This is a genomic window from Bacillus sp. Nf3 (genome assembly GCF_003028545.1).
Lineage (GTDB): Bacteria > Bacillota > Bacilli > Bacillales > Bacillaceae > Bacillus > Bacillus safensis.
Genome location: NZ_PYUA01000001.1, coordinates 348,347 through 370,250 on the forward strand (window position 1 = coordinate 348,347; position 21,904 = coordinate 370,250).

General features: G+C 41.5%; 24 protein-coding genes. 21 read left to right on the plus strand and 3 right to left on the minus strand.

Going from position 1 to position 21,904, the window contains the following annotated elements; translation table 11 throughout:
- Positions 1-14 precede the first annotated feature (14 nt).
- The 15 genes from C9414_RS01740 (at position 15) to C9414_RS01810 (ending at position 11,844) form a co-directional block, all read left to right on the plus strand.
- A complete protein-coding gene (locus tag C9414_RS01740) occupies positions 15-569 on the plus strand; it encodes a manganese efflux pump MntP (protein WP_039182117.1) in 555 nt (184 codons plus the stop codon).
- Positions 570-632: 63 nt separating this feature from the next.
- On the plus strand, positions 633-1,091 hold the full coding sequence (locus C9414_RS01745; RefSeq protein WP_047202551.1) for a low molecular weight protein arginine phosphatase: 459 nt from the start codon (positions 633-635) through the stop codon (positions 1,089-1,091).
- Between the two features lie 133 nt (positions 1,092-1,224).
- On the plus strand, positions 1,225-1,674 hold the full coding sequence (rpiB, locus tag C9414_RS01750) for a ribose 5-phosphate isomerase B (protein WP_003214714.1): 450 nt from the start codon (positions 1,225-1,227) through the stop codon (positions 1,672-1,674).
- A gap of 12 nt (positions 1,675-1,686) precedes the next feature.
- Positions 1,687-2,226: a TIGR01440 family protein gene (locus tag C9414_RS01755; protein WP_107162942.1), complete on the plus strand. Its 540-nt coding sequence runs from the start codon at positions 1,687-1,689 to the stop codon at positions 2,224-2,226.
- A 177-nt stretch (positions 2,227-2,403) separates the two neighbouring features.
- A complete protein-coding gene (gene glyA / locus C9414_RS01760) occupies positions 2,404-3,651 on the plus strand; it encodes a serine hydroxymethyltransferase (protein ID WP_034281450.1) in 1,248 nt (415 codons plus the stop codon).
- Between the two features lie 147 nt (positions 3,652-3,798).
- On the plus strand, positions 3,799-4,428 hold the full coding sequence (gene upp, locus C9414_RS01765) for a uracil phosphoribosyltransferase (RefSeq protein WP_003214553.1): 630 nt from the start codon (positions 3,799-3,801) through the stop codon (positions 4,426-4,428).
- Positions 4,429-4,926: 498 nt separating this feature from the next.
- Positions 4,927-5,310 carry an ATP synthase subunit I gene (locus tag C9414_RS01770; protein WP_024423731.1) on the plus strand — a complete coding sequence of 128 codons (384 nt, stop codon included), beginning with the start codon at positions 4,927-4,929 and terminating at the stop codon, positions 5,308-5,310.
- A 7-nt stretch (positions 5,311-5,317) separates the two neighbouring features.
- Entirely contained in the window at positions 5,318-6,052 is a 735-nt protein-coding gene (gene atpB, locus C9414_RS01775) for a F0F1 ATP synthase subunit A (protein ID WP_039182108.1), read from the plus strand.
- Positions 6,053-6,101: 49 nt separating this feature from the next.
- Positions 6,102-6,314 carry a F0F1 ATP synthase subunit C gene (gene atpE, locus C9414_RS01780; RefSeq protein WP_003214968.1) on the plus strand — a complete coding sequence of 71 codons (213 nt, stop codon included), beginning with the start codon at positions 6,102-6,104 and terminating at the stop codon, positions 6,312-6,314.
- A gap of 120 nt (positions 6,315-6,434) precedes the next feature.
- On the plus strand, positions 6,435-6,956 hold the full coding sequence (atpF, locus tag C9414_RS01785; RefSeq protein ID WP_034281220.1) for a F0F1 ATP synthase subunit B: 522 nt from the start codon (positions 6,435-6,437) through the stop codon (positions 6,954-6,956).
- Entirely contained in the window at positions 6,953-7,498 is a 546-nt protein-coding gene (locus C9414_RS01790; RefSeq protein ID WP_024426340.1) for a F0F1 ATP synthase subunit delta, read from the plus strand. The genes atpF and C9414_RS01790 overlap by 4 nt, the downstream gene beginning before the upstream one ends.
- Before the next feature lie 16 nt (positions 7,499-7,514).
- Positions 7,515-9,023, plus strand: coding sequence for a F0F1 ATP synthase subunit alpha (gene atpA, locus C9414_RS01795; RefSeq protein ID WP_039182105.1), 1,509 nt, complete (start codon positions 7,515-7,517; stop codon positions 9,021-9,023).
- Between the two features lie 88 nt (positions 9,024-9,111).
- Complete coding sequence (locus C9414_RS01800) at positions 9,112-9,978, plus strand: F0F1 ATP synthase subunit gamma (RefSeq protein ID WP_024423727.1); 867 nt, start codon at positions 9,112-9,114, stop codon at positions 9,976-9,978.
- Positions 9,979-10,002: 24 nt separating this feature from the next.
- The gene (gene atpD / locus C9414_RS01805) at positions 10,003-11,424 is read left to right on the plus strand and encodes a F0F1 ATP synthase subunit beta (RefSeq protein ID WP_008354929.1); all 1,422 of its coding nucleotides are present in this window, start codon (positions 10,003-10,005) and stop codon (positions 11,422-11,424) included.
- A 24-nt stretch (positions 11,425-11,448) separates the two neighbouring features.
- Positions 11,449-11,844 (plus strand): F0F1 ATP synthase subunit epsilon, encoded by a 396-nt coding sequence (locus tag C9414_RS01810; protein ID WP_003214592.1) that lies wholly within the window; start codon positions 11,449-11,451, stop codon positions 11,842-11,844.
- Positions 11,845-11,887: 43 nt separating this feature from the next.
- On the opposite strand, the gene C9414_RS01815 is transcribed toward C9414_RS01810, so the two are convergent.
- Entirely contained in the window at positions 11,888-12,364 is a 477-nt protein-coding gene (locus tag C9414_RS01815) for a hypothetical protein (RefSeq protein ID WP_107163163.1), read from the minus strand.
- A 170-nt stretch (positions 12,365-12,534) separates the two neighbouring features.
- On the opposite strand from C9414_RS01815, the gene C9414_RS01820 reads away from it, so the two are divergent.
- The 6 genes from C9414_RS01820 to C9414_RS01845 all read left to right on the plus strand — a co-directional run bounded on the left by C9414_RS01820 (position 12,535) and on the right by C9414_RS01845 (position 18,033).
- Positions 12,535-12,765, plus strand: a complete 231-nt coding sequence (locus C9414_RS01820; protein ID WP_024423724.1) for a DUF1146 family protein — start codon at positions 12,535-12,537, stop codon at positions 12,763-12,765.
- A gap of 129 nt (positions 12,766-12,894) precedes the next feature.
- Positions 12,895-13,629, plus strand: a complete 735-nt coding sequence (locus C9414_RS01825) for a YwmB family TATA-box binding protein (protein ID WP_047202548.1) — start codon at positions 12,895-12,897, stop codon at positions 13,627-13,629.
- A 32-nt stretch (positions 13,630-13,661) separates the two neighbouring features.
- Complete coding sequence (gene murA / locus C9414_RS01830; protein ID WP_024423722.1) at positions 13,662-14,969, plus strand: UDP-N-acetylglucosamine 1-carboxyvinyltransferase; 1,308 nt, start codon at positions 13,662-13,664, stop codon at positions 14,967-14,969.
- A gap of 255 nt (positions 14,970-15,224) precedes the next feature.
- Positions 15,225-16,250 (plus strand): stage II sporulation protein D, encoded by a 1,026-nt coding sequence (gene spoIID, locus C9414_RS01835; protein WP_106025522.1) that lies wholly within the window; start codon positions 15,225-15,227, stop codon positions 16,248-16,250.
- A 323-nt stretch (positions 16,251-16,573) separates the two neighbouring features.
- A complete protein-coding gene (locus tag C9414_RS01840) occupies positions 16,574-17,272 on the plus strand; it encodes a VWA domain-containing protein (RefSeq protein ID WP_039182096.1) in 699 nt (232 codons plus the stop codon).
- Between the two features lie 83 nt (positions 17,273-17,355).
- A complete protein-coding gene (locus C9414_RS01845; protein WP_107162943.1) occupies positions 17,356-18,033 on the plus strand; it encodes a VWA domain-containing protein in 678 nt (225 codons plus the stop codon).
- Between the two features lie 50 nt (positions 18,034-18,083).
- Here the strand turns inward: C9414_RS01845 and C9414_RS01850 are convergent, their stop codons facing one another.
- The gene (locus C9414_RS01850; protein ID WP_107162944.1) at positions 18,084-20,432 is read right to left on the minus strand and encodes an FdhF/YdeP family oxidoreductase; all 2,349 of its coding nucleotides are present in this window, start codon (positions 20,430-20,432) and stop codon (positions 18,084-18,086) included.
- Between the two features lie 82 nt (positions 20,433-20,514).
- On the minus strand, positions 20,515-21,780 hold the full coding sequence (locus tag C9414_RS01855; RefSeq protein WP_047202544.1) for an L-lactate MFS transporter: 1,266 nt from the start codon (positions 21,778-21,780) through the stop codon (positions 20,515-20,517).
- Between the last annotated feature and the right edge of the window lie 124 nt (positions 21,781-21,904).

A 21,904-nucleotide genomic window follows, 5' to 3' on the forward strand; every position in this document is an offset into this window, starting at 1 on the left:
CAAGGGGGATTTACATGAACGAACTAGCTGGCGAATTGCTGACGCTCAGCATCATGGCTTTTGCACTTGGAATGGATGCTTTTTCGGTTGGACTTGGTATGGGGATGATTCAGCTGAGGTTCCGCCAAATCATTTATATTGGACTTGTTATTGGGATATTTCATATGTTTATGCCGCTTTTTGGTATGCTGACAGGTCAGCTCTTATCCGGATGGCTCGGTCTTCTTGCCACCTATATTGGCGGGGCGCTGCTTTTGGTGCTGGGACTGCAAATGATCGTTGCTTCTATCCGCAAAGAGGATAAGCCCTTTATCGCACCTGTTGGGACTGGTCTCGTTCTTTTTGCTACAAGTGTTAGCCTAGACAGCTTCTCTGTTGGTTTAAGCCTCGGGATTTACGGTTCCCAGGTGTGGATGACTATATTATTGTTTGGTTTTTTTAGTATGCTTCTCACATGGCTCGGATTATTGCTCGGCAAACAGGTTCGGTCATGGGTTGGTTCATATAGCGGCGCGCTTGGCGGAATCATTTTACTAGCCTTTGGTATCAAATTATTATTTCCGCTCTAGCCAGTCTCCTTACATAACATGTAGAATGAAATGCTATATAATAGAAGAAAAGGAGGGCGAAAGATGAAAATCTTATTTGTTTGTACGGGAAATACATGCAGAAGTCCAATGGCTCAAGCCCTTTTTGCTTCAATTGCCGATGAAAAAGGTTTAGAGGTCACTGTAAAATCAGCAGGGATTTTTGCCACCGATGAAGGGAAGGCGTCTCCTCAAGCGATCGAAGCATTATTTGAGAAAAGCATTCCCCTGAATCACTCATCATCAAAATTGACAGAGGAGCTTCTGCGCGAAGCTCATTACGTCTTCACGATGACTATGCAGCATAAACAGTTGATTACTGAGCAATATACGCATGCAAAAGGCAAGGTCTTCACTTTAAAGGAATTTGCGACAGGAACAGAAGGCGATGTATCCGACCCGTTTGGCGGAAGTCTTTCTGTTTATCAGGAAACTCGTGATGAACTTGAAGCCTTACTGTATCAGCTCGCTGAGAAATTGAAAAAAGATCATCATCATAGATAACCTGTAAAACCGTTGCGTCAACGGTTTTTCTGCTTTTGTTTGCAAATCACTAGGCAGAGGTTAAAATATAACTGTAAATAAAGAATGAATGTAAGATTTAACAGATCAACTCACCCTTAGGAGGAATTGCCCGATGAAAGTAGCCATTGCATCCGATCACGGCGGAACGAATATTCGTGAAGAAATCAAACAACTGATGGATGAATTGAAGATTGAATACATTGATATGGGTTGTGAATGTGGATCAGGTTCTGTAGACTACCCGGATTATGCATTCCCTGTAGCCAATATGGTGGCAAACGGAGAAGTCGACCGCGGCATTTTAATTTGCGGGACAGGTATCGGCATGAGCATCTCGGCAAATAAAGTAAAAGGAATTCGCTGTGCATTAGCACATGATACATTTAGTGCAAAAGCAACTAGAGAACATAATGATACGAACGTTCTTGCAATGGGAGAGCGAGTGATTGGACCAGGATTAGCACGTGAGATTGCGCACATTTGGCTGACAACAGAGTTTACAGCAGGACGCCATGCTGTGCGGATTGGCAAAATTGCTGATTACGAAGAAAAGCACCTATAAGGAGCGCTTAATATGAACATTGGTCAAGATTGGCTTGAAATGTTAAAAGAGTTTCATCAAAAAGTTGAGTTGCGTGCCGGGCAAATCTTAGTCATTGGCTGCAGTACGTCAGAAGTGGCTGGTGAGCATATTGGTACTGCAGGGAGTGAGCAAATTGCTGCGTCCATCTATCAAGAATTGGATCAGTTAAGACGAGAGACCGGCATTGAGCTCGCCTTTCAATGCTGTGAGCATCTAAATCGTGCCATAGTTGTTGAAGAAGAAGTGGCTTACCGTTTTAACTTGGAGATTGTAGCTGCAGTACCTGTCCGTAAAGCGGGTGGTTCGATGGCAGCTCACGCGTATCAGCAAATGGAACATCCTGTATTAGTCGAATCCATTGAGGCGCATGCTGGAATTGATATCGGTGATACGTTAATTGGGATGCACCTAAAGAGAGTGGCTGTACCTGTCCGTCTCAGCCGTCATCAATTAGGACATGCACATGTGACTTTTGCGAAAACACGTCCGAAGCTGATTGGAGGAGAAAGAGCGGTTTATACAAGATCATAGCTTCGATATATTTCTAATATAATGTTGAATGATGAAGACGCTTTACCGCTTGAATATTCGGGTTTTCATAAAAAAGAAGTCGATTTTCCAAAAAAAACTTTTACATTTTACTCAAAAACCGTGTACAATGAGATGGTGAAAACATCGAATGGAAATAGATTGGAGAGGATTTCGCTGATGAAACATTTACCTGAGCAAGACGCACAAGTATTCAAAGCAATTCAACTAGAGCGGAAACGCCAGCAGGACAAAATCGAATTAATTGCATCAGAAAACTTCGTAAGCGAAGCAGTCATGGAAGCACAGGGCTCTGTATTAACAAACAAATACGCTGAGGGCTATCCTGGTAAACGCTACTATGGCGGCTGTGAACATGTAGACGTTGTGGAAGATATCGCACGTGATCGCGCAAAAGAAATTTTTGGCGCTGAGTATGTGAACGTACAGCCTCACTCAGGTGCTCAAGCGAACATGGCCGTATACTTTACTATTCTTGAGCATGGCGATACAGTGCTGGGCATGAACTTATCACATGGCGGGCATTTAACACACGGAAGCCCTGTAAACTTTAGTGGTGTACAGTACAACTTTGTAGAATATGGTGTAGATAAAGAAACTCAGCATATCGACTATCAAGATGTACTTGAAAAAGCGCGTGAACATAAGCCGAAACTAATCGTTGCGGGTGCAAGTGCATACCCACGTCAAATTGATTTCAAAAAGTTCCGTGAGATTGCTGATGAAGTCGGTGCTTACTTTATGGTCGACATGGCTCACATTGCTGGTCTTGTTGCAGCAGGCCTTCATCCAAATCCAGTTCCTTACGCAGATTTTGTGACAACGACAACTCACAAAACATTACGCGGACCTCGCGGCGGAATGATTCTTTGCCGTGAAGAGTTTGGTAAAAAGATCGACAAATCGATCTTCCCTGGTATTCAAGGTGGACCACTCATGCATGTCATCTCTGCAAAAGCTGTTTCTTTCGGTGAAGTATTGAACGGAGATTTCAAAACATATGCACAAAACGTCATTGATAATGCAAAACAACTAGCTGAAACTCTTTTATCTGAAGATATTCAGCTTGTATCTGGCGGAACAGATAACCATCTTGTTCTCATCGACTTGCGTTCTCTTGGCATCACAGGAAAAATTGCAGAAAACGTTCTTGATGAAATCGGTATTACGGTGAACAAAAATGCAATTCCTTATGATCCAGAAAAACCATTTGTCACAAGTGGTGTACGTGTAGGGACAGCAGCAGTAACAAGCCGCGGTTTCGATCAAGAAGCGATGAAAGAAGTCGGTTCCATTATTGCACTTGCGCTAAAACATCATGAAGATGAAGCAAAATTAGAAGAGGCGAAAAAGCGTGTATCTGATCTTACGGCCCGTTTCCCTCTATATAACGAATTAGATTATTAAAAAACAGACCCATTTGCCTATTTTTGGCATGTGGGTTTTTTTTGTAGGATTTGCGAATCATATTGAAAGATGATGTCTTTTTATGTAGAATTGTAGGAAGTGTGCAAAGTTCACCGGAAGATGACAGAAAAGGAGTTGTAGCAAGCTATGGCAAAGGTTTATGTATTTGATCACCCGCTTATTCAGCACAAACTTACATATATTCGTGACGTTCATACAGGAACTAAAGAATTTAGAGAGCTAGTGGATGAAGTCGCAACATTAATGGCATTTGAAATCACAAGAGATTTACCGCTTGAAGAGGTAGATGTAGAAACACCTGTACAAGTAGCGAAATCAAACGTGATCTCAGGTAAAAAACTCGGTGTTGTGCCAATTTTAAGAGCAGGTCTTGGAATGGTAGACGGGATTTTGAAACTCATTCCAGCTGCTAAAGTGGGACATGTTGGTTTATACCGCGATCCGAAAACATTAAAGCCTGTTGAATATTATGTGAAGCTTCCATCTGATGTGGAAGAGCGTGAATTTATCGTAGTAGATCCAATGCTTGCAACTGGCGGCTCAGCAGTCGAAGCGTTAAACAGCTTGAAAAAACGCGGTGCGAAAAACATTCGTTTCATGTGTCTGATTGCTGCCCCTGAAGGTGTAGAAGAAATGCAAAAGCATCATCCAGATGTTGATATCTACATTGCAGCATTAGATGAGAAACTAAACGAAAAAGGTTACATCATCCCAGGTCTTGGTGATGCTGGTGACCGTATGTATGGAACGAAATAAGAAAGTCTTAATAAAAGCCCACATGCAAAACGTGCATGTGGGCTTTTTGAAATATATGACAAACGGTTGATACCGTTCTTAGAAAAATCATTGTATACTGAACATTGGCTGTTTTTTTCAATGAATGTCACATCTCTCCTAAAGTTTGATGAAATTGTGAACATTTTGTGTGCTCTATCACTATAGAAAAGTTTTTTAACTTTCAACCGATTGACACATCATAGACGCTATTGTATGCTAAACGAGGGTATTATGGTAAGGTTTTCATAGCCTATAGCACTCTACTAATCCTCATTGTGAACCCTTTAATAATCAGGGTTTGTATCAACGAATGAAGCAGCATCCCATAGATCTAAAGATTTCAAGTCTGATTGTGTAATTAGACCGATGGGTGATTGATTTTTTTCGAATAGGACGGCTTATCATAAGCGTCTTCTACGCAGTTTTCATCACCATTTATCACCTTTTTTACAATACTTTTCATCGGGAGTCAGATGAATGAACGATCCAAACGCGATTTTCCGCAGACAGAGTAAATACATGTTCTATCTATTGGCAATTTTTGTGTTTGGCTATGCCATGCCTGGTTTTAAACCACTGTTTCTTGGTTTCATTATCGGCACAATTTTTGCTTTCTTTAATTTATTCCTACTTATACGGAGAATGCACGCTTTTGATCGAGCGGTTAAAAAAGGAAAATCCATTCGTTCAATGGGAAGTACAGCCAGGTGGGCCAACGCGATTCTCGCAGTAGCGATTGCTTGGCGTTACCCTAATGAAGTTCATCTGGCAGGTGTTGTTATAGGATTAATGACAATATATCCTGTCATTATGATAGATTCCTTCATTCAACTTAAACGTTCTACTATGGAAGAGAGGTGAATACTCTTTGGGTCACAGTTCAAAAACTACAGAATTTTTAGGGTTAACGTTCAACTTATCCAATGTTCTCATGATTACGATTGCTAGTATCATCGTTCTTCTCATAGCGGTGCTGACTACTCGTGTTCTGTCTATTCGTCCGACTAAGGCGCAGAACTTCATGGAATGGATCGTTGATTTTGTTCGAAATATCATAGGTAGTTCGATGGACATGAAAACAGGAGCCCCATTTCTAGCGCTTGGCGTTACATTACTCATGTACATATTTGTTTCAAACATGCTTGGACTGCCATTCTCGATTACGGTCGATCACAACTTGTGGTGGAAATCACCAACTGCTGATCCTGCAATCACAATGACACTAGCAATTATGGTCATGGGACTTACACACTTCTACGGTGTCAAGGCAAAAGGAGTCAAGGAATATACGAAAGACTACTTTAGACCAATTCCGCTTTTAGTACCATTGAAACTTATTGAAGAATTTGCAAACACGCTAACACTTGGTTTGCGTCTTTACGGAAATATTTTCGCTGGAGAGATTCTTCTTGGTTTACTTGCAGGACTTGCGACCAATTTCTACTCGCAAAACATTGCGCTTGGTATCGTTGGTACATTAGGTGCTATCGTGCCAATGATTGTATGGCAGGCATTCAGTTTGTTTGTCGGAACAATCCAGGCATTTATCTTCACCATGCTGACAATGGTGTACATTTCCCATAAAGTCAGCGACGAACACTAAAAAAATTGAGAGTCCAAAAAGGACGTTATTTTAAAGGAGGAGCTTTTTAATGAATTTAATAGCAGCAGCAATTGCAATCGGTTTAGGAGCACTAGGAGCAGGTATTGGTAACGGTCTAATCGTATCTAAAACAGTTGAAGGAATCGCTCGTCAGCCAGAAGCTGGTAGAGAACTAAGAACACTTATGTTCATCGGGGTCGCTTTAGTTGAGGCACTTCCAATTATCGCTGTCGTTATCGCATTCTTGGCATTCTTTGGTTAATATGTGAGAAGCGTTCTAATATGAATTTTAATGGCGAAGATCAGATTAGTTCGAAACTTCGCCATTCCTTTATGTTTTGTTTCTTAACATATTATTTAAAGAAGGGAGTTGCCGTACTAAATGTCTCAGTTACCAGTGGTTTTAGGAGCAGGGGGCTTAAGCTTCAACGCCGGTGATATGTTATTCCAGCTTATCGCTATGCTCATTTTGCTTGCACTTTTAAAGAAATTTGCGCTTAAACCTTTATTAGGTATTATGAAGCAGCGTGAAGATTATATAGGAAATGAAATTTCAAGTGCTGAAGAAAAGCACGTTCAAGCTGAAAAGCTTCTTGAAGAACAACGTGTCTTATTGAAAGAAGCACGCGAAGAATCACATACACTCATCGAAAATGCGAAAAAGATTGGTGAGAAACAAAAAGAAGAGATCATTCAAGCAGCACGTCAAGAATCAGAGCGCTTGAAAGAGTCTGCTAGAACTGAAATCGTGAAAGAAAAAGAACAAGCTGTGGCTGCACTGCGTGAGCAGGTTGCATCACTATCTGTGCTGATTGCATCTAAAGTGATTGAAAAAGAACTTGATGAGCAGGCACAAGAGAAATTGATTCAAGAGTACCTTAAAGAGGCAGGCGAAAGCCGATGAGCGTAACTATTGTCTCTAAGCGTTACGCTTCTGCTCTTTTTGACATCGTTCTTGCTTCTTCGGCAGTAGACGAAACTGAAAAAGAGCTGAATGAGATCAAAAAAGTTCTAAAGGCTGATCAAGAACTCAATGACTTCCTTGTTCATCCAAAGATTACGGCAGACAAAAAGAAACAGTTGATTGCTGAAGCTTTCAAAGGTGTTTCTACTTATGTGTTGCACACAATGTATTTACTGATTGACCGCGGACGCACAAATATTTTCTCTGAAATGACGTCTGAGTTTGTGAAACTTGCAAACCGCACGAAACAAATAGACGATGCGGTCGTGTATTCAGTGAAACCGCTGAGCGGTGCTGAAATTCAATCTTTATCTGAAGTATTTGCCAAAAAAGCCGGAGTCACATCACTGCGTGTTGAAAATGTGATTGACAAGGATCTAATAGGCGGAGTGAAAATCCGTATCGGAAACCGCATTTATGACGGCAGTGTCAGCGGAAAGCTTTCCCGCATTGAACGTCAGCTTGCAGGCGAAAATCGTTAGAAGGGGTGAAACCTTAGTGAGTATCAAAGCTGAAGAGATTAGCGCGCTGATAAAGCAGCAAATCCAAAACTATCAATCAGAAATTGAAGTAAAAGATGTCGGTACAGTCATTCAAGTAGGGGACGGTATCGCGCGTGTACATGGCCTTGACAACATTATGGCAGGAGAGCTTGTTGAGTTCTCTAACGGTGTAATGGGTATGGCTCAAAACCTTGAGGAGTCTAACGTAGGTATCGTTATTTTAGGACCTTACAAAGATATCCGCGAAGGTGACGACGTAAAACGTACAGGTCGTATCATGGAGGTTCCAGTAGGTGAAGAGTTAATCGGACGTATTGTGAACCCGCTTGGTCAGCCTGTTGATGGACTAGGTCCAATCTTAACAAGCAAAACACGTCCAATCGAAAGTGAAGCACCTGGCGTTATGGATCGTAAATCTGTACATGAGCCGCTTCAAACAGGAATTAAAGCAATTGATGCCTTGATTCCAATCGGCCGCGGACAGCGTGAATTGATCATTGGTGACCGTCAAACAGGTAAAACATCTGTTGCAATCGATACAATTCTAAACCAAAAAGATCAAGACATGATCTGTATTTATGTAGCGATCGGACAAAAAGAATCAACGGTTCGTGGTGTTGTTGAAACACTTCGTAAGCATGGTGCGCTTGACTACACAATCGTTGTCACAGCTTCTGCATCACAGCCAGCTCCACTTCTTTACCTTGCTCCTTATGCAGGTGTAACGATGGGTGAGGAATTCATGTATAACGGCAAGCACGTACTTGTTGTGTATGATGACCTTTCTAAACAAGCGGCAGCTTACCGTGAGCTTTCATTATTGCTTCGTCGTCCTCCAGGTCGTGAGGCATTCCCTGGTGATGTTTTCTATCTTCACTCTCGTTTATTAGAACGTGCAGCGAAGCTTAGTGACGAGAAGGGTGGCGGTTCTATCACAGCATTGCCTTTCGTAGAAACGCAAGCTGGCGATATTTCTGCATATATCCCAACAAACGTTATTTCCATCACAGATGGACAGATTTTCTTACAATCTGACCTCTTCTTCTCAGGCGTACGTCCAGCGGTAAACGCAGGATTGTCTGTATCTCGTGTAGGTGGTTCTGCACAAATCAAAGCGATGAAAAAGGTAGCAGGTACACTTCGTCTGGATCTTGCTTCTTATCGTGAGCTTGAAGCTTTCGCTCAGTTTGGATCTGATCTAGACCAAGCGACTCAAGCGAAATTAAACCGTGGTGCAAGAACTGTTGAAGTCTTAAAACAAGACTTGAACAAACCGCTTAAAGTTGAAAAACAAGTAGCGATTCTTTACGCACTAACAAGAGGATACTTAGACGATGTTGCCATTGCTGATGTTAAACGTTTTGAAGCTGAGTTATTCATGTACATTGAAGAAAACCATAAAGGCTTGTTTGACACAATCTCTCAAACAGGAAATATGCCTGCTGATGAAGAGTGGAAGACAGCAATCGAAGGCTTTAAACGTACGTTTGCACCAAGCAACTAATTAGTAATCTTTCCGAGAGAAAAAGATTCTCTTTTTCTCTCTTTTCACGTAAATGAACACGGATTCCTGAAAAAAGGTGGTGAAATCTTTGGCCTCATTACGCGATATAAAGTCAAGGATCACGTCAACGAAAAAATCGAGTCAGATCACAAAAGCGATGCAAATGGTATCAGCTGCGAAACTGAATCGTGCTGAAAACAATGCGAAGTCTTTTGTTCCATACATGGAGAAAATCCAGGAAGTGGTTGCTGCAATCGCAACTGGAACAAGTGCTAAGCACCCAATGCTTCTTTCAAGACCTGTCAAGAAAACAGGGTATCTCGTCATTACATCTGATCGAGGGCTTGCAGGACCTTTTAACAGCTCGATTTTGCGTGCCGCTTACCAAACCATTCAATCTCGTCATCAATCCGCTGATGAATATGCGGTGATTGTCATTGGTAAAATCGGACGCGACTTCTTCAAAAAGCGTGGTATTCCAGTTATTTCTGAAGTAACAGGGCTTGGAGACGAAGTAGCGTTTGCTGATATTAAAGAATTAGCAAGCAGCACAGTTCAAATGTTCTCTGATGAAGCGTTTGACGAACTTTACATGTTCTACAACCACTTTGTCAGTGCGATTTCACAAGAAGTAACAGAGAAAAAATTATTGCCGCTAACGGACCTTTCGGCCGCAGCGACACCAAATAAACGTTCCGCATCTTATGAGTTTGAGCCTTCTGAAGAAGAAATTCTTGAAGTTCTCCTTCCTCAATATGCAGAGAGTTTGATTTTCGGTGCGCTTCTTGACAGCAAAGCAAGTGAACATGCTGCAAGAATGACAGCAATGAAGAGTGCAACAGACAACGCAAAAGAATTGATCGACAGCCTGACACTCTCTTACAACCGTGCTCGTCAAGCAGCGATTACACAAGAGATTACAGAAATTGTCGGCGGAGCAGCTGCCTTAGAATAGAAATAATTGTCAGGAGGGAATGCAATGAAAACAGGACGCATCAGTCAGATCATGGGACCAGTCGTAGACGTTCGTTTTGAAGACGGTCACTTGCCTGAGATTTATAATGCGATCAAAGTTTCGCATAAAGCGGAAAGCGAAAGTGAAGTTGATATCGACTTAACTTTAGAAGTAGCACTACATTTAGGTGATGATACAGTGAGAACCATCGCGATGGCATCAACAGATGGTGTGAAGCGCGGTATGGAAGCTGTAGACCTTGGAAAACCAATTTCAGTACCAGTTGGTAACGTAACACTTGGACGTGTATTCAACGTACTGGGAGATAACATTGACTTAGATGAGCCACTTGGTGTGGAAGCTCAAAGAGATCCAATCCACAGACAAGCGCCTTCTTTTGATCAACTTTCTACAGAAGTTGAAATTCTTGAAACAGGTATCAAAGTTGTTGACCTGCTTGCTCCTTACATCAAAGGTGGAAAGATCGGTCTATTCGGTGGAGCCGGTGTAGGTAAAACCGTTCTGATTCAAGAATTGATCAACAACATTGCACAAGAACACGGCGGTATTTCTGTATTCGCTGGTGTTGGAGAGCGTACACGTGAAGGAAACGACCTTTACTACGAAATGAAAGATTCTGGCGTTATCGAAAAAACAGCCATGGTCTTCGGCCAAATGAACGAGCCGCCGGGTGCACGTATGCGCGTTGCCCTAACTGGTTTGACAATGGCAGAGCATTTCCGTGATGAACAAGGTCAAGACGTATTGTTCTTCATCGATAACATCTATCGTTTTACACAAGCAGGTTCTGAAGTATCAGCCCTTCTTGGACGTATGCCTTCAGCGGTAGGTTATCAGCCGACACTTGCAACAGAAATGGGTCAGCTGCAAGAGCGTATCACGTCTACAAACGTAGGATCTGTTACATCGATTCAAGCGATCTATGTACCTGCGGATGACTATACGGATCCAGCTCCAGCAACTACGTTCGCTCACCTTGATGCAACGACAAACCTTGAGCGTAAACTGACTGAAATGGGTATTTACCCAGCGGTTGATCCTCTTGCTTCAACATCTCGTGCACTTGCACCTGAGATCGTTGGCGAAGAGCATTATGCGATTGCGCGTGAAGTGCAGCAAACATTGCAGCGTTATAAAGAGCTGCAAGATATTATTGCCATTTTAGGTATGGATGAATTATCTGAGGACGATAAGCTTGTTGTACACAGAGCGCGTCGTGTTCAATTCTTCCTATCTCAAAACTTCCACGTAGCAGAGCAGTTCACTGGCCAAAAGGGTTCTTATGTGCCATTGAAAGAAACTGTTAAAGGCTTCAAGGAAATCTTATCTGGTAAATACGATCACCTTCCAGAAGATGCATTCCGCTTAGTTGGACGCATTGAAGAAGTGGTTGAAAAAGCCAAAGAGATGGGTGTAGAGGCCTAATCTGGTCCTTAGGAGGGTAAAAGCATGAAGACCGTTCAAGTCAATATCGTTACTCCCGACGGCCCAGTGTATCAAGCGGATGTGGAAATGGTCAGTGTAAGAGCAGAAAGCGGTGAGCTTGGTATTTTAGCTGGCCACGTTCCAATGGTTGCTCCGCTAAAAATCGGTGCAGTTCGCTTAAAACATAGTGGATCAACTGAATTGGTTGCAGTAAGTGGCGGATTTGTTGAAGTCCGCCCTGAACAAGTAACGATTCTTGCTCAGGCCGCTGAAACATCAGACAAAGTTGATGTTGATCGCGCTAAATCAGCGAAACAGCGTGCTGAAGAGCATTTGAACCACCCGAATGAAAGTGATGTACGCCGGGCGGAACTCGCATTAAAACGGGCGTTAAACCGTTTAAATGTAGCAGGGAAATAAAACAGAAAATCCTTCTTATCACAGTGATAAGAAGGATTTTTTTTTAGGATGACATGAGAGATTGATACATCGACACATAAGGATGAGATGCTTGCTTTTCTAGATATAACTGCTCGCAAAATTGCGTACTACTATGCCATGTTTTATTGTTTCTGCGTAAGCCAAGCGTATATTGGTGCGAAGAGTCCATATAAGGCCGCACTACCCAGTCAGCATCTGAATGATGACGGATGACAACCTCTCCTAAATACACACTCATCATCGCTTCTAATGCATCTATTGGCATTTTCCACTCAGCGAAAAGCTGCTTGGTCAATGCATCAAAGTATAGTGATTCTAACTGATACAGGCTTTCCTCAGAGTAATCCAAAGAAATGTTATGAAAATGACACAATTGTGCTAATTCTTCTAGCTGTGTCTGTCTATAATCAAAGTAGAAAGCAATGGCCTCCCATTCATGATCAAATGAGGGAACCAATTCTCCGTACAAATCAACAAAGTCAGGAAAAGAATCTTTCAATGTGTTCAGCTCCTTCCACACGCAGTATATCATCTCCTTGGCATCAGGATAAGAGGGGATTCACACTAAATGTAGCTCTTTTTTCCAAATGATTCATCTTTCCGATTTTCGAGGATATAATGAAAGGGAGTTTTCCTTTACAGAAATAAATAAAAGGAGGATTCAACTGTATGGAAGACGTAGGACAACAAGCAATCGTGGGCATTGTGATTCACCTATTTTTTATCGCGGTTACATGGTGGGCACTGCTTGCTGTAAATATTGATCCACTCATTAAAAAAGGGAAAATCGTTCAAGCAAGGCTGCTGATGATGCTCATTACTATTGCCATCGCATCTGCGGTCAGCAATTTCTTCCTTGATTACTTAAATTTCTCCAGACAAATTCCTTATATGTTCTAACATAAAAGGTTTGGTCACGGCCTTCTGCGGGAACATAAAATGAAGGGTCAAAAGGCTCGCCTTTTGTTGACTTTTCCACGTATGCATTGACCTCCTTGCGGCAACACTTGTAGCAAGGGGGAATGACAGGTGAGAAAGTATTTGAAAGGTTGGCCATTATTTGCGTTTATTCTTTTTTTTGTTCTAATGATTCAAGGTGTTCGTGCGGAAGAATCTTCTCCGCTCACTCAAATAGCAGAAGGTTTGAAAAATCAGCAAATTGAAGTCGATGGATGGACCCTTCATGCCAAAACAAATGTAGATATTTCATCCGAACAATTTTCAAAAAAAGTGAAACGTTTGAAAGACGAACTACGACAGTATGAGTGGACCGAAAAAAAAGAACAACATGTCACCAAAGTCACAGGAATTTACAAAGATGAAAAAAATGATACAGAATCGAAAATTTTACTCGTAAAGACCGACACAAAATCAAATCAAAAGTCGTATTTATTATATGAGCAAAAAGGTGCTCGCCCACTGAATACCTGGGAGCATACATATGATCAGTTCGTACGTCATGCAAAAAGCATATTACAAGAGAAAATTGTAATTTTTACTTGTCTCGATGGTCATGTAAATGGTATGATGGATGTTGTTTTGCAAAAAAAAGCTGAAACGTTAGCAAATGAATTTCAAGCAAAACCAGTTGAGTATCTCGTTGAGTCTAATTTTGTGTCGCTTTCCGCTTACACAGATAAGTGGGAACAGTTCATTATGACTTCAAATGATAAAATGAATGTTCAAATTGCCATCAGAAGTTCGGAAATGAACGAAAATCATACGATTACGGTTGGCACACCAATCGTAACGACTGAATATTAATATAGAGAATTTGGGACGCGGAGGGGAAGACCTTGGAAAAAATCATCGTCCGCGGCGGTCAAAAGTTAAACGGCACAGTTAAAGTAGAAGGCGCAAAAAATGCCGTTTTACCAGTTATCGCTGCATCTTTGTTAGCAAGTACAGAAAAAAGCGTAATTTGTGATGTACCTACGCTCTCCGATGTATATACAATCAATGAAGTGTTACGTCATTTAGGAGCAGAAGTACATTTTGAAAATAACGAAGTATCAGTTGATGCATCTCATGCACTAGAAACTGAGGCTCCGTTTGAGTATGTCCGTAAAATGAGAGCATCCGTGCTTGTCATGGGACCACTTTTAGCAAGAACAGGTCATGCAAGAGTTGCATTACCTGGAGGCTGTGCAATTGGTTCAAGACCAATTGATCAGCATTTAAAAGGCTTTGAAGCAATGGGAGCTAAAATTCAAGTAGGTAATGGTTTCATCGAGGCTGAAGTAAAAGGCCGTTTAAAAGGTGCAAAAATCTATTTGGATTTCCCAAGTGTAGGGGCAACTGAAAACATCATCATGGCAGCAGCATTAGCGGAAGGAACAACAATTTTAGAAAACGTAGCAAAAGAACCTGAAATTGTTGATTTAGCAAACTACATCAATGCCATGGGCGGTAAGGTTCGCGGTGCTGGTACTGGTACAATCAAAATCGAAGGTGTGGAAACACTTCACGGTGCAAAACACAACATCATCCCTGACAGAATTGAAGCAGGTACTTTCATGGTGGCAGCAGCCATTACAGAAGGAAATGTTCTTGTAAAAGGCGCAGTGCCAGAGCACATGACATCACTTGTTGCAAAAATGGAAGAAATGGGTATTCAGATCATTGAAGAAGAAGAAGGTTTAAGAGTCATTGGACCATCTGAGCTCAAGCCAATCGATCTAAAAACAATGCCGCATCCTGGGTTCCCAACGGATATGCAATCTCAGATGATGGCGCTATTGCTTCGTGCGAACGGAACAAGCATGATCACAGAAACGGTGTTTGAAAACCGCTTTATGCATGCTGAAGAATTCCGCCGCATGAATGGCGATATTAAAATTGAGGGTCGCTCTGTCATTATCAATGGGCCGGTTCAACTTCAAGGTGCTGAAGTGGCAGCGACTGATTTAAGAGCAGGAGCAGCACTTGTACTTGCTGGATTAGTGGCAGAAGGTCATACACGTGTCACAGAGTTGAAGCATATTGACCGTGGTTATGTGAACTTCCACCAAAAGCTTGCAGCAATCGGTGCAGATATTGAAAGAGTAAACGATGAATCAGCAGATGTGACACAAGAACAAGTTGTATCAGATCTGAACGCGTAATCATAAAGAAATCAGTGTGTCCATTGGGCATGCTGATTTTTTTTAGATTCATAGAATGCCTCATTTCACAAAGCTTATCATTAGTGTATCCAACCATCTTAAATTTTATTCATACAGACGAACAGTAAAATCCATTTGAAGAACAGCCTCATACCTTCATAAAAGACTTGTCCACTAAATGAAAGAAGCTGTCATATTAGCTTGTCCCTGCCCATAGGATAAAAGAGATTCAATGACAAATGGGGGCAGCCAAATATGAAACCAATGATATGGACAATCGCAGGAATATGCATCATCATTTTAATGATTCCAACATTACTTGTGTTGCCGACATTCCAAGGGAAGCCGGCGGCCAGCCAGCACGTAGCAGCGGAACCATCAGTTAAAAAAGAAGTGAAGGGTTCAGTCAAATTGAAGCAATCACCCGTCGCTATCCCCGTCTATCGCTCTGCTCATCAGCAGGTAGAAAACATCCCCTTAGAAGAGTATGTGATCGGTGTCGTAGCATCTGAAATGCCAGCTGATTTTGAAATGGAAGCACTCAAGGCACAAGCGCTCGCAGCAAGAACGTATATCGTCAGACAAATGATCAGTGATAAGACAGTCAAATCACCTAAGGGCTCGCTCGTAGATGATACCCAAATGTTCCAGGTGTACAAAAACAAACAAGAACTCAAGAAAATTTGGGGGAAAGCGTACAATTGGAAATTAAAAAAGGTCACGGAAGCTGTCGCCAGCACACAAGGAAAAGTGCTGACTTATGACGAGAAACCAATTGATGCTTCATTCTTTTCAACAAGTAATGGAAAAACGGAAAATGCTGAAGCCTATTGGAAAAACGAAATCCCTTATTTGAAAAGTGTCTCAAGTAAATGGGACGAAAAATCGCCAAAATTTCAAAACAAGAAAACCATCTCGGTAAGTGAATTTCAGCAAAAATTAGGCGTGACACTCACTCAGCAGGCTCAGGTCGGACAGATAGTAGAACGGACACCAGGAAACCAAGTAGCGAAAGCTGTGATCAACGGTAAAACACTGTCAGGCCGAGACATTCGAGAATCACTAGGCCTTCATTCAGCGGACTTCACATGGGAACGCCAGGGCGAGCAGATTGTCATTACAACAAAAGGATATGGTCATGGTGTAGGCATGAGTCAATATGGTGCGCATTATATGGCGCAGGCTGGAAAAAAAGTAGATGCCATCGTGAAACATTATTATAAAGGAATTCAAATCGAATCAGCCGATCGTTTTCTCAACACGTATATGGCTAAAAAATAAAGCAAAGGTGCCTCAGAAATGGGGCATTTTTTTTGTGTGATCAAAGAGGTTTGAACAGAATGTGACAAATTGCGACTTAAGACGCACCGAAGGAAAACTTAAACATTTATGTCCCGATAAGAACTGATGGCCGATACAAAGCCCCTCAAAAGGAGGAGAAATCGAGAGGATAAAGGGTCTGTTAGGTGAAAATATCTAGACATCTGACAGAATTTTAGTGATTTTGATGAAAGAGAAAAAGGGACCGAGTCCTATACCATTCCAAGACAGAATATTTTACGATTAAGATGTTTCAATTAAATACATAAGGAGGAAGGAAAATTATGTTGAAAAAAGTATTCTCACTCGTAACCTTAGCTGTATTGACATTATCTATGTCAATCTCTTCACCAGTATTTGCAGAAGCATCTACAGTCAAAAAACATAATAAAGATGTAAGAGTCACAATCTTGCTTGATGCAAGTGGAAGCATGGCAAGAAAAGTTGAGGGAGAGCGCAAATTTGATCTCGCCAAACAAGAGGTATTTAAATTTGCTCAATCACTTCCAAAAGACGCTAAAATTCGTATGAGCTTGTTTGGTTCTGAAGGAAACAACAAAAATTCAGGTAAAGCTCAATCATGTGAAGTCATTAGAGGCGTTTACGGCGTACAGCCTTATGAAAAAGACAGCTTTGAAAACTCTTTAAACGGACTTGGGCCAAATGGCTGGACACCGATTGCACGTGCACTTGAAAATGCAAAGCAAGCGGATGAGCAGCTTACTGAAGGAACAAAGCATATTGTGTACTTAATCACTGATGGTGAAGAAACTTGTGGCGGAGATCCAGTAAAAGTAGCAAAAGAATTGCATAACTCAAAAGGATCAACTGTTGTAAATGTGATCGGGTTAGACTTTAACGATGGCTATGAAGGTCAATTGAAGCAAGTAGCCAAAGCTGGTAAAGGCCATTACTACCAAGCAAGCACTGGTAAAGAGATGGGTTCTATCTTATCAGCAGAATCATTAAAACTACACGAATAACTTGCTGAACAAAAGGGAAACGATTGATTCATGCTTTCGTTTCTCTTTTTCTGTACAAAAGTAAAAAATGGAGGTTTTTATTGATGAAAAGAAATATCATATTAACCATTTTGGCTAGTCTTGTCCTGCTTCTTTCTTCACCAGCTCATGCTGTAACAAAACAAGAGCCGCCTGCTCATGTGGTGATATTACTCGATTTAAGCGGCAGCATGGCACAATCAGTTGAAGGTGAAAAGAAAATCGATATCGCCAAACGATCTATTCAAAGCTTTGCGAGCATTTTATCAGAAGATACACAAGTTCTACTTCGTGTGTTTGGTCATGAAGGAACCAATAAAAATGCAGGGAAAGCCATTTCTTGTTCAAGTTCTGAAGCCGTTTACGGATTTGGATCATATGAGCCATCAACATTTCAGCAAGCACTAAATGTGTATAAGCCAACTGGCTGGACACCACTTGCAAAAGCATTAACTGATACGAAACAAGATTTTGAAGATCACCAGGCTGAAGGGAAAAATATTGTTTATGTTGTCAGTGATGGTGAAGAAACTTGTGGTGGAAGCCCTTCACAAGCAGCAAAGGAATTACATGAAGAAGGAATAGATACAATTGTCAATATCATTGGCTTCGACGTAAATGAAAAAGAAGTAAAAAGTTTAAAATCTGTTGCAAAAGCGGGTGGAGGACAGTATCAACCGGCTGCAAATGCCGAAGAATTGAACCGCATTCTTCAACAAGAAGCGAGCGCTTTTGGTCGGTAGAGAGTGAATGGCAGCTGGGGAAACAACCCCAGCTGTTTTTAAGTTGACAATTAATTCAAAGTCGTTTCTAATTCATCAATTCGTTTCTCCACGTAATGCTGATCCTTTCTTGCATGGAAGGTTTCGGCTTTTTCTAATATGGCAGCCGTATTATACTCGGGAATCTGTGAGTAACTCTCATACACACCTTTAGGAATTAAAACGTTCCCTTCCGGCCAATAAACTGCGATATTGCCACGTCTTAACTCTCCGAATTGAGCCACTCCTTGATAGGATCCATATTGATTAAAGAGAACAACTGGATCACCTTCTTGGACATAAAGCTCTTTTGCATCTTCTTCATTCATTAGGATAGAATGACGTTTTCCACCATTAAAGGCATCCTTTTCACTGTAGATCATGGAGTTGAATTGCTTTCCTCTTCTTGTCGTGATATTGAAATGTCCTTCAGTTTTTCGATATTGAGGCAGCTGAGCAGGAAGCAGATGCCCCTTTCCGTCTGGCGTTGGACATACGCCATCTTCACAAAGCCAAGCGCCTCCCCATTGAAACACGTCTCCCTTATGCCGTAAATGCTGGATGCCATCATAGTTTCGATTGGCCATCGCTATCTCACGACGAATGTCTTCAGCTGTTTCAAAATGAATCAGCTCGGCATCTTCTGGGCGGACCCTTTTCGCAAGATCAACATAAATGTCCCATTCTGCTCTGGCTTCCTCAATACGAGGTCCTTCAATTTCTGGACTGAAATATACCATGCGTTCTGTACTGGTTGATGTGCCGCCGCCTGGTTGTTCATATCTTGTCATAGCAGGCAGCACAATTACCGCCTCTTCAGCGTCTACCAGCGTAGAGGTATTCAAAATGATATCTTGGTGGACACGGAGTTCAAGTTCAGATAATGCTTTTTCAATCGCTTCTGGGTTTGGCATCGTTTCTAAAAAGTTTCCACCACTCGTAAACAGCATTTTGAGTTTTTGTGGATGATCTTTTGGGAGAGCCATCTTCTCAAAGGATTGCCCAATGGTGTCACCATGCCATTTAGGAATGTCAAATCCCCATATATGTTCGATTCTTTCAATATTCTCTTCATCAAAATCACTTCCCGGCAAAACAAATGGATCAGCGCCCATTTCACCGGAACCTTGGACGCCGCTATGCCCCCGAATTGGCATGACACCACAATGTTTTCTGCCAATGAATCCTCGCAGCATGGCAAGGTTGGCAACCTGTGATATATTATCAGTTGCAAAGCGGTGCTGAGTAAGGCCCATACTCCAAATAAAAACACCTGAATTAGCATTGGCAAGCAGTGTTGCAAAATCCTTCATTCTTTCTTTTGATAAACCTGATGATGCTTCTAGGTCCTCCCACTTCAACTGTGCGACATGCTGTTTTAAATCCTGTATGCCTGTTGTATGGTTTTGAATAAATTCGTGATCAAGAGCTGAATGGGGAGCATGCTGCTCCATGTCAAACCAATGCTTGATGACGCCATTCATAAATGCAATATCTCCGCCTATATTGACTTGGTAAAAATCATCCGCAATTTTTGTCCCGAATAAAGCACTCTCTGGAATAGAAGGAACCCAGTACTTTTCCATGGCAGGCTCTTTATACGGATTGATGACAATAATTTTTGTCCCTTTCTTTTTAGCAGCGTACATGTATTTAGTGGAAACAGGCTGATTGTTTGCTGCGACAGATCCCCAAAAAATTAATACATCCGTTCCAATCCAATCACTGTAATTACAGCTGGAAGCACCGATGCCAAGGGACCGTTTAAGAGCGGTTTTACTTGGTGAATGGCAAATGCGAGAAGCATTATCAATATGATTGGTCCCTATAAATCGAGCTGCCTTTGCAGCGGTATAATAAACTTCATTTGTAATTCCTCTGGCGGTTAAATAGAAAGCAAGCTGCCGTTTATCAATTGATTGAATTTTAGCTGCGATTTGATCTAGTGCATTATCCCAAGAAATACGTGTAAAGGCATTGTCACCTTTTTTTCGGAGCAATGGATAAGGAATTCGCCCAAGCTTGCGAAGAGAGGTACTGTCCATTTGCTTTAGCTGATGAATATTTTCAAACCATTTTGGATCAATAGCTGGCATTGTGTTAAGACGAAGTACATTTAGTCTTGTAGTGCATATATGGGGTCCTGCGAGCGTTTGATCATACAGTCCTGAGACGCCAAGGGCACAGCCGTCACAAACGCCCTGCGTTAAAATACGGTACGCGTAGGGAAGGTTATCTTTGTTCTCCCATGCCACTTTCATCGTATCTCGAATGTGTTTCGGTTTCACTTTGCCAAGCCCCATTGGTGCAAAAGAGGCCCATAGCTTTGGTGAGGGTTTTTTATTGAGTTTAACAGGCCCCTTATGTTTAGTTTTCCCCATGAGATCATCACCCTCCTATTACTTTGTAAAGCGTTTTCATATCTAAAAATTACCTTTAGATTGTGATTCTGTCAAATTCAAATTAAGGTCGGGCTGAGACAGAGGAAGCAGCAGGTGGGCTTGTTTCTCTCAGCTGCTGAATATCCTTCCGAATAAGAAGTGATATGATAAAAGCGATGAAAAATAAGCCAGAGAACACCATAAGACTCTGTGTGTAATTACCTGTTATATCTCGGATGAAGGATGAAAATAGGGGTCCTGCTAAACCCGCAGCGGCCCAAGCCGTCAGAATATAACCGTGTATGGCACCAAGCTGCTTTGTACCAAACAAATCCCCAATATAGGCTGGAATTGAAGCAAATCCTCCTCCATAGCATGTATAAATGATCGCCATGACGATTGAAAAGATAAGCGGTTCTTTTAAATAGGGGAGTAAAGGAAAAGCAATGAGCTGGATACTGAAAAAAATCGTGTACGTATTCGGTCTTCCTATATAATCTGAGAACGATGCCCAGCCAATTCGTCCTAACCCATTAAAGGCACCTAAAATGCCCACAAGAGTAGCGGCAGCACCTGCAGTGAACCCAACACTTTCTTGAGCAAGAGGTGACGCTACTGAAATAATAGCAATTCCGCAAGTGATATTAATAAAAAGCATAAGCCACAAATAATAAAAACGTCTTGTCTTGATCGCTTCATTTGCTGTAAGCTGTGATAAATCTTGAGGAATTTTTCTTTGCTTTGTTTTGAATGCGTCAAATTGCTTGACGTCATCAGGTGTTGGTGGTGATAAATAAAGAGATGAGATCACCATGATGATAAAATAGGAGATTCCAAGAATATAAAAAGTATTTGCGATATTCACTTTTTCAATGAGAAATTGAATAATTGGGCTACAAATAAGAGAAGCAAATCCAAACCCCATAATGGCTAATCCGGTTGCAAGCCCTCTTCGATCCGGAAACCATTTGACTAGAGTTGATACAGGTGCAATATAGCCTACACCTAAACCTATTCCAGCGAGTACACCATAAAATAAATAGAGGAGAGGCAGTGAGGACATGTGGACAGCGAATCCTGATCCAGTCATTCCGATGCCGAAGAAAATAGCTGAGAAGAGCCCCGATGCCTTTGGACCGTACCTTTCAACGAAATGTCCCATGAAAGCAGCAGATAAACCTAAAAACAAAATAGCAATACTGAAGGTGAGACTGATTTCTGTTAATGACCACTGAAAGGCTTCATGTAAAGGATTCGTAAAAACACTCCAAGCATAAACGGACCCAATAGATAAATGAATTCCTACAGCACTTGTTGCAATGAGCCAGCGATTTTTCGATTTGTTCATTTTGTTCCCCCCATATAAAGCAATCAAGAAGTTTGATAAGATAGAAATATGTTACATTTTCATGACTTTTTAAAATAATATCACAATTTGATTGGATCATATAACTAAATTTGCATTGAAAGGA

What these genes read in the sequence shown, in the direction of transcription:
- C9414_RS01740 (WP_039182117.1), top strand. Translation starts at nt 15, where the DNA reads ATGAACGAACTAGCTGGCGAATTGCTGACGCTCAGCATCATGGCTTTT.
- C9414_RS01745 (WP_047202551.1), top strand. Translation starts at nt 633, where the DNA reads ATGAAAATCTTATTTGTTTGTACGGGAAATACATGCAGAAGTCCAATG.
- rpiB (WP_003214714.1), top strand. Translation starts at nt 1,225, where the DNA reads ATGAAAGTAGCCATTGCATCCGATCACGGCGGAACGAATATTCGTGAA.
- C9414_RS01755 (WP_107162942.1), top strand. Translation starts at nt 1,687, where the DNA reads ATGAACATTGGTCAAGATTGGCTTGAAATGTTAAAAGAGTTTCATCAA.
- glyA (WP_034281450.1), top strand. Translation starts at nt 2,404, where the DNA reads ATGAAACATTTACCTGAGCAAGACGCACAAGTATTCAAAGCAATTCAA.
- upp (WP_003214553.1), top strand. Translation starts at nt 3,799, where the DNA reads ATGGCAAAGGTTTATGTATTTGATCACCCGCTTATTCAGCACAAACTT.
- C9414_RS01770 (WP_024423731.1), top strand. Translation starts at nt 4,927, where the DNA reads ATGAACGATCCAAACGCGATTTTCCGCAGACAGAGTAAATACATGTTC.
- atpE (WP_003214968.1), top strand. Translation starts at nt 6,102, where the DNA reads ATGAATTTAATAGCAGCAGCAATTGCAATCGGTTTAGGAGCACTAGGA.
- atpF (WP_034281220.1), top strand. Translation starts at nt 6,435, where the DNA reads ATGTCTCAGTTACCAGTGGTTTTAGGAGCAGGGGGCTTAAGCTTCAAC.
- C9414_RS01790 (WP_024426340.1), top strand. Translation starts at nt 6,953, where the DNA reads ATGAGCGTAACTATTGTCTCTAAGCGTTACGCTTCTGCTCTTTTTGAC.
- atpD (WP_008354929.1), top strand. Translation starts at nt 10,003, where the DNA reads ATGAAAACAGGACGCATCAGTCAGATCATGGGACCAGTCGTAGACGTT.
- C9414_RS01810 (WP_003214592.1), top strand. Translation starts at nt 11,449, where the DNA reads ATGAAGACCGTTCAAGTCAATATCGTTACTCCCGACGGCCCAGTGTAT.
- C9414_RS01820 (WP_024423724.1), top strand. Translation starts at nt 12,535, where the DNA reads ATGGAAGACGTAGGACAACAAGCAATCGTGGGCATTGTGATTCACCTA.
- spoIID (WP_106025522.1), top strand. Translation starts at nt 15,225, where the DNA reads ATGAAACCAATGATATGGACAATCGCAGGAATATGCATCATCATTTTA.
- C9414_RS01840 (WP_039182096.1), top strand. Translation starts at nt 16,574, where the DNA reads ATGTTGAAAAAAGTATTCTCACTCGTAACCTTAGCTGTATTGACATTA.
- C9414_RS01845 (WP_107162943.1), top strand. Translation starts at nt 17,356, where the DNA reads ATGAAAAGAAATATCATATTAACCATTTTGGCTAGTCTTGTCCTGCTT.
- C9414_RS01850 (WP_107162944.1), bottom strand. Translation starts at nt 20,432, where the DNA reads ATGGGGAAAACTAAACATAAGGGGCCTGTTAAACTCAATAAAAAACCC.
- C9414_RS01855 (WP_047202544.1), bottom strand. Translation starts at nt 21,780, where the DNA reads ATGAACAAATCGAAAAATCGCTGGCTCATTGCAACAAGTGCTGTAGGA.